Source organism: Streptomyces sp. NPDC111656, assembly GCF_055656965.1.
Window position 1 is genome coordinate 221,036 of the sequence record NZ_JBVKCA010000008.1, and the last position, 12,886, is coordinate 233,921.

General features: G+C 69.4%; 12 protein-coding genes. 6 read left to right on the plus strand and 6 right to left on the minus strand.

Annotated elements, in window-relative coordinates; translation table 11 throughout:
• Position 1: 1 nt before the first annotated feature.
• Positions 2 to 655 carry a hypothetical protein gene (locus tag ACZ7M3_RS24705; RefSeq protein WP_472065705.1) on the plus strand — a complete coding sequence of 218 codons (654 nt, stop codon included), beginning with the start codon at positions 2 to 4 and terminating at the stop codon, positions 653 to 655.
• Between the two features lie 30 nt (positions 656 to 685).
• Here the strand turns inward: ACZ7M3_RS24705 and ACZ7M3_RS24710 are convergent, their stop codons facing one another.
• Together ACZ7M3_RS24710 and ACZ7M3_RS24715 are read right to left on the minus strand one after the other, a co-directional pair.
• Positions 686 to 1,600 carry a hypothetical protein gene (locus ACZ7M3_RS24710; RefSeq protein WP_472065706.1) on the minus strand — a complete coding sequence of 305 codons (915 nt, stop codon included), beginning with the start codon at positions 1,598 to 1,600 and terminating at the stop codon, positions 686 to 688.
• Positions 1,601 to 1,679: 79 nt separating this feature from the next.
• Positions 1,680 to 2,105: an ATP-binding protein gene (locus tag ACZ7M3_RS24715; protein ID WP_358734885.1), complete on the minus strand. Its 426-nt coding sequence runs from the start codon at positions 2,103 to 2,105 to the stop codon at positions 1,680 to 1,682.
• A gap of 203 nt (positions 2,106 to 2,308) precedes the next feature.
• On the opposite strand from ACZ7M3_RS24715, the gene ACZ7M3_RS24720 reads away from it, so the two are divergent.
• The 4 genes from ACZ7M3_RS24720 (at position 2,309) to ACZ7M3_RS24735 (ending at position 5,199) form a co-directional block, all read left to right on the plus strand.
• Positions 2,309 to 3,151 carry a helix-turn-helix domain-containing protein gene (locus ACZ7M3_RS24720; protein ID WP_472065707.1) on the plus strand — a complete coding sequence of 281 codons (843 nt, stop codon included), beginning with the start codon at positions 2,309 to 2,311 and terminating at the stop codon, positions 3,149 to 3,151.
• Positions 3,152 to 3,154: 3 nt separating this feature from the next.
• On the plus strand, positions 3,155 to 3,337 hold the full coding sequence (locus ACZ7M3_RS24725) for a DUF397 domain-containing protein (RefSeq protein WP_472065708.1): 183 nt from the start codon (positions 3,155 to 3,157) through the stop codon (positions 3,335 to 3,337).
• Positions 3,334 to 3,711 (plus strand): hypothetical protein, encoded by a 378-nt coding sequence (locus tag ACZ7M3_RS24730; RefSeq protein WP_472065709.1) that lies wholly within the window; start codon positions 3,334 to 3,336, stop codon positions 3,709 to 3,711. The genes ACZ7M3_RS24725 and ACZ7M3_RS24730 overlap by 4 nt, the downstream gene beginning before the upstream one ends.
• A gap of 141 nt (positions 3,712 to 3,852) precedes the next feature.
• Entirely contained in the window at positions 3,853 to 5,199 is a 1,347-nt protein-coding gene (locus ACZ7M3_RS24735; RefSeq protein ID WP_472065710.1) for a pectate lyase family protein, read from the plus strand.
• 66 nt (positions 5,200 to 5,265) lie between these two features.
• Here the strand turns inward: ACZ7M3_RS24735 and ACZ7M3_RS24740 are convergent, their stop codons facing one another.
• The 3 genes from ACZ7M3_RS24740 to ACZ7M3_RS24750 form a co-directional block, all read right to left on the minus strand.
• The gene (locus tag ACZ7M3_RS24740) at positions 5,266 to 5,742 is read right to left on the minus strand and encodes a hypothetical protein (RefSeq protein ID WP_472065711.1); all 477 of its coding nucleotides are present in this window, start codon (positions 5,740 to 5,742) and stop codon (positions 5,266 to 5,268) included.
• Positions 5,743 to 5,872: 130 nt separating this feature from the next.
• On the minus strand, positions 5,873 to 7,597 hold the full coding sequence (gene metG, locus ACZ7M3_RS24745; protein ID WP_472065712.1) for a methionine--tRNA ligase: 1,725 nt from the start codon (positions 7,595 to 7,597) through the stop codon (positions 5,873 to 5,875).
• 180 nt (positions 7,598 to 7,777) lie between these two features.
• Complete coding sequence (locus ACZ7M3_RS24750; RefSeq protein WP_472065713.1) at positions 7,778 to 9,460, minus strand: VWA domain-containing protein; 1,683 nt, start codon at positions 9,458 to 9,460, stop codon at positions 7,778 to 7,780.
• Between the two features lie 242 nt (positions 9,461 to 9,702).
• Between ACZ7M3_RS24750 and ACZ7M3_RS24755 the strand changes: the two genes are divergently transcribed.
• Positions 9,703 to 11,787, plus strand: a complete 2,085-nt coding sequence (locus tag ACZ7M3_RS24755; RefSeq protein ID WP_472065714.1) for a PhoX family protein — start codon at positions 9,703 to 9,705, stop codon at positions 11,785 to 11,787.
• 38 nt (positions 11,788 to 11,825) lie between these two features.
• Here ACZ7M3_RS24755 and ACZ7M3_RS24760 read toward each other — a convergent pair whose 3' ends face one another.
• Positions 11,826 to 12,767, minus strand: a complete 942-nt coding sequence (locus tag ACZ7M3_RS24760) for a LysR family transcriptional regulator (RefSeq protein WP_452963208.1) — start codon at positions 12,765 to 12,767, stop codon at positions 11,826 to 11,828.
• Positions 12,768 to 12,886 lie beyond the last annotated feature (119 nt).

The following is a 12,886-nucleotide window of genomic DNA, read 5'->3' on the forward strand; positions in this document are numbered from 1 at the left end:
CATGGGAGTCGTACTGGTCGCACTGTTGCTGATCGTCGGAGCGGTGGCCGCGGTCGCCTACCAGCGACGGCTGTCGCAGCCGTACGGCGCGGTGTCCGACCTGGACGCGGAGGCGGAGGCCCACCGCTGGGTGGAGCGGCTCGGCGGAAGCCTGTCGACGCTCGACGACCGGGGCGACGCGACGGCGGCGCAGGCGCTGACCGACGCCGCCGAGCGCCACCGGGCCGCGCAGGGTCAGTTGGCCACGGCTCGCTCCGGCGCGCAGTACGCGATGGCCTCGCAGACGGCCCTGGAGGGCCTGCACTACCTCCGCGCCGCCCGCACCTCGCTCGGCCTCGACCCCGGCCCCGCCCTCCCCGACCTGGGCACGGGCTCGGTCACCGCCCGGGACGGCCACGTCACGATCGACGGCCGGACCTACGCCGCCTCGCCCCGCCCCGGCGACGCGACGCCGTACTACTACCCCGGCGGGGTCGTGGGCGGCCGGCGGATGCCGGGCGGTTGGTACAGCGCCCCCTGGTGGAAAACAGCCCTCGTCGTCGGCGCGGCCGGAGCCGGCGGGGTGATCCTGGCCGACGCCCTCCTCGACGGCCTCAGCCGCCCGCACGGGGGCGGCCCGATGGGCGGGCCCGGTGCATTCGGCGGGCGCTTCTGAAGATCGGGCCCAGGCCTCGGGTTTCGGCGTTCAGGTCCGGTCGGCGGTGTCCTCAGGATCCTCGGTGAACAGTTCCTCGGCCGTGGTGGCGGTCAGGGACCGGTCGAACCAGAGCATGAGGGTGTCGAGGTCGGTGCATGAGGTGACGCGTTCCCGGATGTCCTCGGGGACGTCGACAGCATGCTTCTCCAGCACGCGCAGGATCAGCGTGGCGCGGTCCTTGGCCTCGCCTTTGGCCTTGCCCTCCAGGTACTTCTCCTCGATGAGGGTTCCCTGGCCCGGGTAGTAACTGCCGACCGGCATTTGCAACTCCCTCCACTTCGCCTTGGCGGGGGTGTTCGCCAGGGCGATTTCCATTGTCTCGAACCAGTACGCCTGAGTGTCCTTGTCGAAGGACCGCCATCCGTCGGCCACCGCGTCCAGTATGGCGGCGCTTCTCCTGCTGTCGCTGTGAACGATGGCCGAGAGCACTGCAAGCCCTGGCCGCCGGGCCGCGGTCGATGGATCCGTGATCTCCGAAACCGTCCGGGGACCGAGTACGAACGGGCGTGTGACCTGTGTCGTCCAAGGGCCCACCCCGCACTCGAAGGGCCCGGCGGCCCAGTCCGCGGTGGAGCGGTCCCGGCAGACGACAACGAGCAGTACCGGCAGGTCGTACGTCGCGCGCAGATAGGCGACGTAATACGCCCAGTTCGTGGCCTTGTCCGGTGCTCGTTTGGTCTGGGCCTCGATGGCGAGCAGATAGTGCTCCCCCTCGGGCGGCTCGACCTTGAGCACGGTGTCCACCCGGCGTTCCAGCGGCCGGATCTCCGTCGCGTCGGGGGTGATCTCCCTGATGTCCGACTTCGTCGGTGGCGGGACACCGAGCGCCTCGAAGACGGGCGTGAGGGTCTCTGGATGCTTGGCGAAGATCCGGTGCGAGACCTCGTGGGTTGATGTGACCATGTGGCGGAACCTAGGGGGATCTTGGGCCGGGTGTTCGGCGGACGGGATGGGATCACTCTTTCGGGGGTCGATGAAACGTTCACGCCGCCGCGGTCAGTTCGCACCAGATGTACTTGCCGGTGCCGATGAGGTTTCTGACGTCCCGTTGGCGTACCCACCCCCAGGTGTTTGCACAGCTGTGGACAAGTGCGAGGCCGCGGCCTGATTCGGCGTCCGGGGCGGGGTGTCGGGGCGGGTGGGGTGGCGTGGGGTCCGCGTCCCACACTCCGATGCGGAGCGTTCCGTTCTCCGCGCGGAGGCGTAGGGCGGCGGGGCCCTTCGTGTGCTGTACGGCGTTGGTGACCAGCTCCGTCGCCAGCAGTTCGGCGGCTTCCGTGAACTGGGGGAGGTCATGGGCGGCGAGGATCAGGCGGAGGGTGCGGCGGCAGATCGTCACGGCACGGGGGTCGTTGGGGATGTAGAGGGTGTACTCCCAGGGGGCGGGGGCTGTTCGGGGTTCGGGCATGCGGGACTCCTGGGGGTGAGGGGGGAGGGGGATGGCGGTGGCATGTCGCGGCCGTCGTGGCATGACGGTGCGGTGCGCTTCCGGTGCCCCGGGGTTTCGCAGAGTGTGCGTTGCGTCACTGACGGTAGGGCATTAATTTCTGCCATCGCAAGCCGCTCGCGTAATCTGACCCCGGACGAGGGGCGTGGAGAGGAGAGGTCCGTATGCCGCCGAGGAGCCAGCCGACCGCGCGTCAGGTCCGTCTCGGTACCGAGCTGCGGCGGTTGCGGGACGCCGCGGGCCTGACGGCCCGGCAGGTGGCCGAGTTCCTGGGGTCGACCTCGGCCCAGATGAGCCAGATGGAGGCGGGGATCGCCGGGGTGAGTGAGGAGCGGGTGCGCAGGCTCGCCGCTCACTACACCTGCACGGACCCGGAGTTGATTGACGCGCTGGTCACGTTGGCGACGGACCGTACGCGCGGCTGGTGGGAGGAGTACCGGAAGGCGCTACCGCCGGTGTTTCTGGACCTGGCCGAGTTGGAGCACCACGCGAAGTTCATCGAAGAGATCTCGACCGCGCATGTCCCGGGTCTGCTCCAGACCGAGGACTACGCGCGTGCCGTCATCGCGTACTGGCGCCCGGAGCTGCCCGAGAGCGAGCTCACGCTGAGGGTGGAGCACCGGATGCGCCGGAAGGCGGTCCTCGGGACGACTCCATACACGGTCGTGCTGCACGAGCCCGTGCTGCGCACACGCGTCGCCGACCGTCGCGCGGCGCGAGCCCAACTCGACGTGGTCCTGAAGCAGTCGGAGGCTCCCGGTGTCACGGTACGAGTGATCCCGTTCGACGTGGACGGCTTCGCGGGAGCCAGCGCGGAGATTCTCTACGCGGGCGGCAGGGTTCCCGAGCTGGACACGGCTCAGCGCGACACCCCGCAGGGTTCGGCATTCATGGACGCGGCCGCACAACTCCTGTCCATGCGAACGCTCTTTCGTAAGGTGGAGACGGTGTCCCTCGACCCCTCCCGTTCCCGGGACTACATCCACCGTCTGGCGAAGGAGCTGTAGCACGTGATCCAGTGGCAGAAGTCGACCTATTCCAGCGGCAGCGACGGAAGTAACTGCGTCGAACTCGCTCACCACAACGACACGTTGCTCCTCCGCGAAAGCGACGACCCCGACCGAATACTTCCCGTATCCGCGGTCGGCCTCGCCGCGCTGCTCACCCGGATCCGTGCGGACCGTACGTCGTGACGGCCGACGACGCGTTCAGGCGCGACCTGGATGCCGTGCTGCGCGACCTTCGGGCCCAGTGTTCCGTGCAGCCCGATGTCCGTGAGCCCGAGGACGACTACCCGGGGCTCATGCTCTACGCCCCCGACGGCTCTGGTCAGGGTGTGTACGGGGTGGGGCTCGCCGAGGTCGCGGACGGGGTGCAGGACTGGGCCGTGGAAGCGCTGTGGGGGGACGGAAAGCCGGCGGTGTGGCCCGAATGTTCCGTGCACCCGGACTCGCATCCATTGAGTGCCGCGGTCGTCGAGGGGGCGGCGGTGTGGGTCTGTCCCAAGGAGGGCGCGGTGCCCCTGTATCGCATCGGTGAGCTGCCGCCGCGTGACGCGAAGGGGTAGGTGACGGCATCATCCGCGCGACGAGTTGAGAAAAGAGCGGCAACCTTTCCGATCTCCGCGGCCACTGATGAGTCAGAAGCACCGTTCAGCGGGGCTTCGCGCACCACGACACGTGCTCCACCACCACGTAAGGACTCATCCGTGGCATCCCCCTCGCACCGCAGGTCCCTCCGCAAGCGTCGCGTCGTCATCGTTTCCGCCGCCGCCGTCACGGCCGCGGGTCTCGGCGCCGTCGCATTCGTGATGAACGCGAACGCGGGTACGGTCGACCTCGCGCACCAGGTGCTGCCCGCCAAGGACGGCTGGGCGGCGTCCGGATCCGGGACGACCGGCGGCTCGCAGGCCGACTCCTCGCACGTCTACACCGTCAGCACCCGCGCCCAGCTCGTGAAGGCACTGGGCAAGGCCGACAACTCCACGCCGAAGATCATTCAGGTCAAGGGCGTCATCGACGCCAACACCGACGACTCGGGCAAGAAGCTGACCTGCGCCGACTACTCCGCCGGTACGGGGTATGCGACGGCCACCTATCTGAAGGCCTACGACCCGGCCACGTACGGCACCTCCAAGCTGCCCTCCGGCACGCAGGAGAAGGCCCGCGACGCCGCGCAGCAGAAGCAGGCGAAGAACATCGTCTTCAAGGTGCCCGCCAACACCACCGTCGTGGGTGTGCCGGGCACCAAGGCCGGGATCACCGGTGGCAGTCTGCAGGTGCAGAGCGTCGACAACGTCATCATCCGCAATCTGACCTTCTCCGCCACCGAGGACTGCTTCCCGCAGTGGGACCCGACCGACGGCGACAGCGGCAACTGGAACTCCGCGTACGACGCCGTCACCCTGCGCGGAGCGACGCACGTGTGGGCCGACCACAACACCTTCACCGACGCGCCGCACTTCGACAGCGCCAACCCGAAGTACTACGGCCGCGAGTACCAGATCCACGACGGTGACCTCGACATCACCAAGGGCTCGGACCTGGTGACCGTCGAGCGCAACCAGTTCACCAACCACGACAAGACCATGCTGATCGGCAGCAGCGACACCGACAGCGTCGGCAAGCTGCGCGTCTCCATCCACCACAACGTGTGGAAGGGGATCGTTCAGCGGGCTCCCCTGACCCGGATCGGGCAGGTGCACATCTACAACAACTACTTCGACACCACGACCGTCAACGGGTACGCGCCCCTCTACAGCATCAACTCCCGTGCCAAGGCCCAGGTCGTCGCCGAGGACAACTACTGGAAGGTCCCGACGGGCGGGAAGATCTCCAAGCTGCTCAGCGGCGACGGCACCGGCTCGATCGCCGGCGGCGGCAACCTGGTCAACGGCACCTCGACCGACCTCGTCGCCGCGTACAACGCCGCGAACTCGAAGAAGCTGAAGACGACGGTGAACTGGACGCCGACCCTGAACGCCGGGATCCAGTCCTCCGCGAAGAACCTGCCCACCGAGCTGGCCACCACCACCGGTGCGGTCCTGACCTCGTAGGGGACGCCAAGGGCGCCCGGGGTCGGAAAGTCCCGGGTGCCAGGTCCTCGGATGCCGCCGCGCGGCTCAGGTGTCGTACTGGCCGTTCCACGGCTCGGCGAACGCGAGACGGTCCGGGTAGAGCTCGGCCCAGGCCTCCTCCTCGTCCTCCCTGATCACCAGGCCGAACAGGATGCCGTCGACAGTGCGTTGGAAGGGACGGATCGCGATGTCCGTGTAGGAGCGGCGGGGCAGGCTCCGCAGGAGTTTCGCGAGATGGGCCCTGGCCCGGGAGAGCACCGAGTCCGGTCCGTCCGGCGCGAGTTGTTGTTCGGCCCAGGTGCCCGCGCACCAGATCTCCGAGTCGCGGTAGCGGCCCTCGGCGTCGAAGGTGTGCAGCACCGTGTAGAGGCGTTTGTGCTGTTCCCAGCCATCGTCGGGACGGTAGCCCTCGGGGAAGGCGTACGTGATCGACGCCAGGAACTGGCCGTCCGCGTAGCGACCGATGCTCTCGGTGCGGGACTTCGGCTCGTAGGCGATCGGGATGACCGGAGGGACTGCCATGGCGAAACCATACGGGTGGTCAAGAGCATGTCACCAGCGGGGTCGGTTTCCGGCCGAGGAGTGAGACGCAGGACGGGAAAAGCGCGGGGCCCGGCACCTCTTCGGTGCCGGGCCCCGCGCTACGCCTTCACTACTCCGGTGCGCCGCCGAAGCGCTCCTTGTACGACTCCAGGTCCTCGTCCGTGATCTTGGCGAACAGGACCGGGGGAACCGTGAAGGGGGTGCCCGCGGGGACGGAGGACAGGGACCTCGCCTCGTCCGCCGACACCCACACCGCCGTGTCGTCCGTCAGCGCGAACGCCGAGCGCATCGCGCGGGAGGACGCGGGGATGAAGGGCTCCGAGACCACCGAGTAGAGGTGGATCAGGTTCATCGCCGTGCGCAGGGTCAGGGCCGCGCCGTCGGGGTCGGTCTTGATCTCCAGCCAGGGGGCCTTCTCCTCCAGGTAGGAGTTGCCCGCCGACCACAGGGCGCGCAGCGCCGCCGCGGCTTTGCGGAACTGGAGGGCCTCCATCTGGGTCTCGTATTCGGCCAGCAGGCCCGCGATCTCCTCGCCGAGCTTCGCCTCCGCCTCGCCCGCCTCGGCGCCCGCCGGGACCTCCTCGCCGAAGCGCTTCTTGGAGAAGGACAGGACGCGGTTGACGAAGTTGCCGAGGGTGTCGGCCAGGTCCTTGTTCACCGTGGCGGTGAAGTGCTCCCAGGTGAAGGACGAGTCGTCCGACTCGGGGGCGTTGGCGATCAGGAAGTAGCGCCAGTAGTCCGCGGGCAGGATGTCCAGCGCGTGGTCGGTGAAGACACCGCGCTTCTGGGACGTGGAGAACTTCCCGCCGTAGTACGTCAGCCAGTTGAAGGCCTTGACGTAGTCGACCTTCTTCCACGGCTCGCGCACGCCCAGCTCGGTGGCCGGGAACATGACGGTGTGGAAGGGGACGTTGTCCTTGGCCATGAACTCCGTGTAGCGGACCGGGTTCTCGCCGGTGTCCGCCTCGTACCACCAGGACTTCCAGTCGCGGTTCTCCGGGTCCTGGTCGGCCCACTCCTTCGTCGCCCCGATGTACTCGATCGGCGCGTCGAACCAGACGTAGAAGACCTTGCCCTCCGCCGCCAGTTCCGGCCAGATGTCGGCCGGGACCGGGACGCCCCAGTCCAGGTCACGGGTGATCGCCCGGTCGTGCAGGCCCTCCGTCAGCCACTTGCGGGCGATGGAGGAGGCGAGCTGCGGCCACTCGTGCTCGTGGCGTGCCACCCACTCCGAGACCTCGCTCTGGAGCTTCGACTGGAGGAGGAAGAGGTGCTTGGTCTCGCGGACCTCAAGATCCGTCGAGCCGGAGATCGCGCTGCGCGGGTTGATCAGGTCGGTCGGGTCCAGGACGCGGGTGCAGTTCTCGCACTGGTCGCCGCGGGCCTTGTCGTAGCCGCAGTGGGGGCAGGTGCCCTCCACATAGCGGTCCGGGAGGAAGCGGCCGTCCGCCGGGGAGTACACCTGGCGGATCGCGCGCTCCTCGATGAAGCCGTTCTCGTTCAGGCGGCGCGCGAAGTGCTGGGTGATCTCGCGGTTCTGCGGGCTGGAGCTGCGGCCGAAGTAGTCGAAGGCCAGCTCGAAGCCGTCGTACACCGCCTTCTGCGCGTCGTGCGCCTGTGCGCAGAACTCGTCGACCGGCAGACCCTGCTCCTTGGCCGCCAGCTCGGCCGGGGTGCCGTGCTCGTCGGTCGCGCAGATGTAGAGGACGTCGTGGCCGCGCTGGCGGAGGTACCGGGAGTACACGTCCGCCGGGAGCATGGACCCCACCATGTTGCCCAGGTGCTTGATCCCGTTGATGTACGGAAGGGCGCTGGTGATGAGGTGTCGAGCCATCGCGGCTGCTCCCAAGTCGTTACGTGTCGTTACGTGGGGTGACGATCGTCGGTGTTGGTCGTACCGTCGGTCGTCTTGCGAACCTTGAAATCGTAGCCGACATGGGTGGGCCGCCCGTTTCCCTTTTCAAGGGGTGGGAAACGGGCGGCCTCGGATTGTTCTTGTTGGGCCTACGGAGTGCTACGGGCGCCAGTTCTCCAGTACGCCCTCGTAGACCTCCGCGTCGGTCAGCTCACGCGGGGTCGGGCCCGCGTGGAAGAAGGCCGTGTTGTCGGTCTTCAGCTTGCGGAGGTAGTCGAACGCCTTGTTGTCCTGCTCGCCGAACGCGACGAACGAGAAGAACACGGTGGGGTGGTCCTTCGCCGCGTCCGTGAGGGACTGGGTGGCGGGGGTCTTGGCGTCCGGGGCGCCGTCCGTCTGGAAGATCACCAGGGCCGGGTCGGTGGTGCCGGACTTCTGGTGGTGCGTGACGACTTCTTCCACCGCGATGTGGTAGCTCGTACGGCCCATGCGGCCGAGGCCGGCGTGGAGGTCGTCGATCTTGTTCTCGTGCTCGGAGAGGGTGAGCTCGCCGGTGCCGTCCAGTTCCGTGGAGAAGAAGACGACCTGGACCTTGGCCTCGGGGTCGAGGTGGGCGGCGAGGGCGAGGGCCTGCTCGCCGAGGGCCTGGGCGGAGCCGTCCTTGTAGTACGGGCGCATGGACGCGGAGCGGTCGAGGACGAGGTAGACCTTGGCCCGGGTGCCGGTGAGGTCCCTCTTCGCGAGGGCCGTTCCTGCTTGTTCGTAGGCGGTGGCGAGGTCGGGGGCGTGGGTCTTGACCTGGGTGAGGGCGGTGGCGGGGGTGCCGGTCGTTCCGGCCTCGGCTTCGCCTTCGGCCGGGTCTTCTTCCCCGCCCGCACCACCCGTGACGCTCTCGTCGTCGGGTGCGGGTGGCCCCGCCGGGGGCTGATCGCCGTCGGCGGCGACCGGCTCGTTCGCCGAGGCCGCGACCGGTTCCGCGACTGGTTCCGCGACCGGTTCGGTGACCGGTTCCGCGGTCGGTTCGGTGGGGATTTCCTCGGCGGTGACCGGGGCGGGGGTCTCCTCGGCGACCGGCTCCGAGGGCTCCTCCTCGGCCACGGGCTCGGGAGCCTCTTCGGCCACGGGCTCGGAGGCCTCCGAGGCGACCGGTTCCGGGGTCTCCTCGGCGACGGGAGCGGGGGCCTCTTCGATGACGGGTTCCGGCTCGGGCTCGGAGACCTCCTCGGCCACGGGCTCGGGAGCCTCTTCGGCCACGGGCTCGGGCTCCGGGGCGGACACCTCGGGGGTTTCGGCGACCGGCTCCGATTCGACCACGGGCTCCGGCTCGGGCGCGGGCGCCTCGACCACGGCCTCCGCCTCGACCTCAGCCTCGGCCGGAACCTCGACCTCGGGCTCGGCCACCGGCTCGGCCTCGAGCTCCGCCGCGACCTCGGTCTCGACCTCGGCGGCGCTCACCGGCTCGGGATCCGGAGCCGGAGACGGAATCGAAGCGGAAGCAGAAGCGGAAGCGGAAGCGGAAGTCGGAGTCGGCTCCGTCTCGGGCTCCTCCTCCGTCTCCTCCGTCGCCTCGGTCGCCTTCTCCTCCAATACCGGCTCCGCCGGCTTGGGGACCGTGACGTTGTCGAAGGCCGCCGACACCAGCTCGTCCACCACGGACGGCTCCGACGAAGGTGCGGGGATCTTCGGCTCGGCCTCCTGAGCAGGAGCCGGTGCGGGCTCCGGCTCGGTGGCAGGGGCCGGGACCGTGGGGGCCGTAGCCTCCGTCGGCGAGGTCTCCGCGTCGGCGTCACGCCCCTGGCGTGAGCGGCCGAACGCGTTCCGCAGGAGAGTGAGAATGCCCATGTGCGCAACCCTTCGCATGAGTTGAAGCCGTCAATCCCTGGCCAGGACGGACACGTAAGGTTAGCGGCCGTCTCCGGCGATCTTGGGCAGGGTCGGGTACCGACAGGTAGCGGTGTCAAGAGCGTTATCAAGACCCCTGCGAGAGCGGGAGGTTCACACTCTGTTCACCCGGCCGCAGGGTGCTTGCACCCGCACCCCCCTAGCGTCACGCTCACACCAAGGGTTCGTATGGGGAGAGTAAAGTGCGCAGACTGCTGCCGTTGATCGGAACGCCCGGTTCGCATCCCGGTGGGCGATCCGCCCTGACCTGTCGGTTCCGCTGTGGTGACGCCTGTTTCCACGAGGTGCCCAACACCAGCGACAACGCGTACGTCGGTGATGTCATCGCCGGTGCCATCGGCCGCCGTTCGATGATGCGGGCCGCGGCCGTCGTCACGGTCGCCACGGCGACGGGTGCGGCGGTCGTCGGCACCGGCGCCCAGGACGCGCGGGCCGCTCAGGCGGTGGAAGGGGGCGTCGCGGCCCGTACCGGACACACGGTCGACAAGGCCGCGCGCGGGCTCCGGTTCAGCCCCGTCGCGCCGAACACCGCCGACGCCGTCACCGTCCCCGGTGGATATGGCCAGAATGTCGTCATCCGTTGGGGAGAGCCCATCCTGCGCGGCGCTCCCGCCTTCGACCCGGAGCACCAGACCGCCAAGGCCCAGGCCGGCCAGTTCGGTTACAACAACGACTTCCTCGCTCTCCTCCCGCTGCCCGGTGAGCGCGGCCGGCAGCTGCTCGTGGCGAACCACGAGTACACCGACGAGGTACTGATGTTCCGCGGCTACGACCCCGCGAACCCCACCCGTGAGCAGGTCGAGGTGGCGTGGGCGGCCCACGGTCTGTCCGCCGTCGTGGTCGAGGAGGACCGCAGGACCGGCCGGCTCACCGCCGTCACCCGGCACGCCCTCAACCGTCGTGTCACCGCCACCACCGAGTTCCGGCTCACCGGCCCCGCCGCCGGGTCCGACCTGCTCAAGACCTCCGCGGACCCGACCGGCCGCAAGGTGCTCGGCACGCTCAACAACTGCTCCGGCGGCACCACCCCCTGGGGCACCACGCTGCACGGCGAGGAGAACTTCAACCAGTACTTCGCGGGCGCGAGCCGTGACACCGACAAGCGGTACGGGCTCGGGACGGGCGCGACCGAGCGCAAGTGGGAGCGGTTCGACAAGCGGTTCGACGTGGCGCAGGAGCCCAACGAGTCGCACCGCTTCGGATACGTCGTCGAGTTCGACCCGTACGACCCTTCCTCGACGCCCCGCAAGCACACCGCGCTGGGCCGCTTCAAGCACGAGGCCGCGACCGTGCGGCTGACGGACGACGGGCGGCCCGTCGTCTACACCGGCGACGACGAGCGTTTCGACTACTTCTACAAGTTCGTCGGCAGCAAGCGGATGCGGCACGGTTCCTCGCGCTCCGTCCGGGAGCACAACCTCTCCCTCCTCGACGAGGGGACGCTCTACGTGGCCCGGCTGACCGGCGACTCCCCCGCCGCCGAGATCGACGGGAGCGGGAAGCTTCCGGCCGACGGGGAGTTCGACGGCGGTGGTGAGTGGATTCCACTGGTCACCGCGACCGCCCGCGGGGCCGTCTCGCACGTGGACGGGATGACGGTCGAGGAGGTCCTCGTCTTCACGCGGCTCGCCGGTGACAAGGTCGGCGCCACCAAGATGGACCGGCCCGAGGACATCCAGCCCTCCCCGCACACCGGCAAGGTCTATGTCGTTCTGACCAACAACACCAACCGCGGAAAGGCCGGGTCCGCGGCCGCCGACGAGGCCAATCCGCGCAACGCCAACAAGCACGGACACATTCTGGAGCTCACCGAGCGCCGAGGCCGCGCCGAGGCGACCACCTTCGGCTGGTCGCTGTTCCTCGTCGCGGGCGACCCGGCCGACCCCGCGACCTACTTCGCGGGCTTCCCGAAGGACAGGGTCAGCCCGATCTCCTGCCCGGACAACGTGGCCTTCGATCCGCACGGCAACCTGTGGATCTCCACGGACGGCAACCAGCTCGGCTCGCACGACGGCCTGCTGGGCGTGGCGACGAAGGGCGAGCGGCGCGGTGAGCTGAAGCAGTTCCTGACGGTGCCGACCGGCGCGGAGACCTGCGGGCCGATCATCCAGGACCGGCGGGTGCTCGTCGCGGTCCAGCACCCGGGCGAGATCGACGGCGCGTCGGTGGAGAAACCGGCGAGCGACTGGCCCGACGGACCCGGGAAGATCGTGCGCCCGGCGGTCGTCTCGGTGTGGCGCACGGACGGCTGCGACATCGGGGTCTAAGGCCGCGGTCGCGAACGTCGCCTCGGGAATCTCGGGGCTCAGGGGAGGGCTGGGACGGGGTTGTCCACGCCGCTGCGTTCCAGCCACTCCCGGTACGCCGGGGACTGCTGTGCCGTCTCCCGGTACGCCTCCGCCAGGTCCGGATAGACGCCGTCCAGCTCGGCCTCGGTGCGGGCCGCGAGCAGCAGGCGTACGCCGAGGGGGTCGCCGTACAGTCTGCGTACCACCGTCTCGGGGCCGGACTGGCGGGTCGGCTGGCAGACCGTGATGACCTCACCGGTCGCCACCAGGGACGCCGTCGTGTGGTAATCGCCGTGCAGGACACGGGGGTTGAGCCCGGCCGAGCGCAGCATCCGGTGCACCGCGTCCCACTCGCCGTCGACCGTCGGATCGATCATCCAGCGGTCCTCGGCCAGGTCGGAGAGGCGTACGACGGAGCGTGCGGCGGCCGGGTGGTCGTGCGGCAGGGACACGAACTGGGGCTCGCGCTCGACCAGGACGCGCAGCCGCAGTCCGCTGGGGATGCGCAGCGGGCAGCCCTCGACCTCGTGCACGAAGGCCACGTCGAGCCGGCCCTCGGCGACCAGGTTGAGCAGGGCGTTCGCGGACACGTCCATCTGGAGGACCGGTTCCTGGCGGCGTTCGCGCAGTCGGCGCAGCCAGCCCGCGAGGGCACGGCTCGCGGTGGAGCCGATGCGCAGTTGGGGGTCGTCCGCGGCGGCGGCGCGGGCCTCCGCGACCAGGGACCGCATTTCGGCCACCAGCGGGCGGGCCCGGCCGAGCACGACCCGGCCGAGCGGGGTGGGTCGGCAGCCGGTACGTTCGCGGGTGAACAGCTCCCCGCCCAGCTCCTGTTCGATCCGCCGCAGCTGGGTGCTCAACGAGGGCTGGGCAACGCCGAGCAGGCGCGCGGCGCGGTGCAGGCTGCCGGTGTCGGCGATGGCGCACAACGCGCGGAGATGCCGGACCTCAAGCTCCATGCCGCCGGAGCCTAAGTCGGAAGCGTGGGTTGCACCAGACGCACAAATCCCTTGCAAGGCAGGCGAGTTGGGCGCTCCGGGACGGTGCGGGCAGCTCGTCCCGATAGGGCTGTCCTATC

Excerpts from the sequence above, each read along its gene's own strand:
- metG (WP_472065712.1), bottom strand. The coding sequence starts at position 7,597 with ATGGCTCGACACCTCATCACCAGCGCCCTTCCGTACATCAACGGGATC.
- ACZ7M3_RS24705 (WP_472065705.1), top strand. The coding sequence starts at position 2 with ATGGGAGTCGTACTGGTCGCACTGTTGCTGATCGTCGGAGCGGTGGCC.
- ACZ7M3_RS24715 (WP_358734885.1), bottom strand. The coding sequence starts at position 2,105 with ATGCCCGAACCCCGAACAGCCCCCGCCCCCTGGGAGTACACCCTCTAC.
- ACZ7M3_RS24750 (WP_472065713.1), bottom strand. The coding sequence starts at position 9,460 with ATGGGCATTCTCACTCTCCTGCGGAACGCGTTCGGCCGCTCACGCCAG.
- ACZ7M3_RS24710 (WP_472065706.1), bottom strand. The coding sequence starts at position 1,600 with ATGGTCACATCAACCCACGAGGTCTCGCACCGGATCTTCGCCAAGCAT.
- ACZ7M3_RS24740 (WP_472065711.1), bottom strand. The coding sequence starts at position 5,742 with ATGGCAGTCCCTCCGGTCATCCCGATCGCCTACGAGCCGAAGTCCCGC.
- ACZ7M3_RS24720 (WP_472065707.1), top strand. The coding sequence starts at position 2,309 with ATGCCGCCGAGGAGCCAGCCGACCGCGCGTCAGGTCCGTCTCGGTACC.
- ACZ7M3_RS24760 (WP_452963208.1), bottom strand. The coding sequence starts at position 12,767 with ATGGAGCTTGAGGTCCGGCATCTCCGCGCGTTGTGCGCCATCGCCGAC.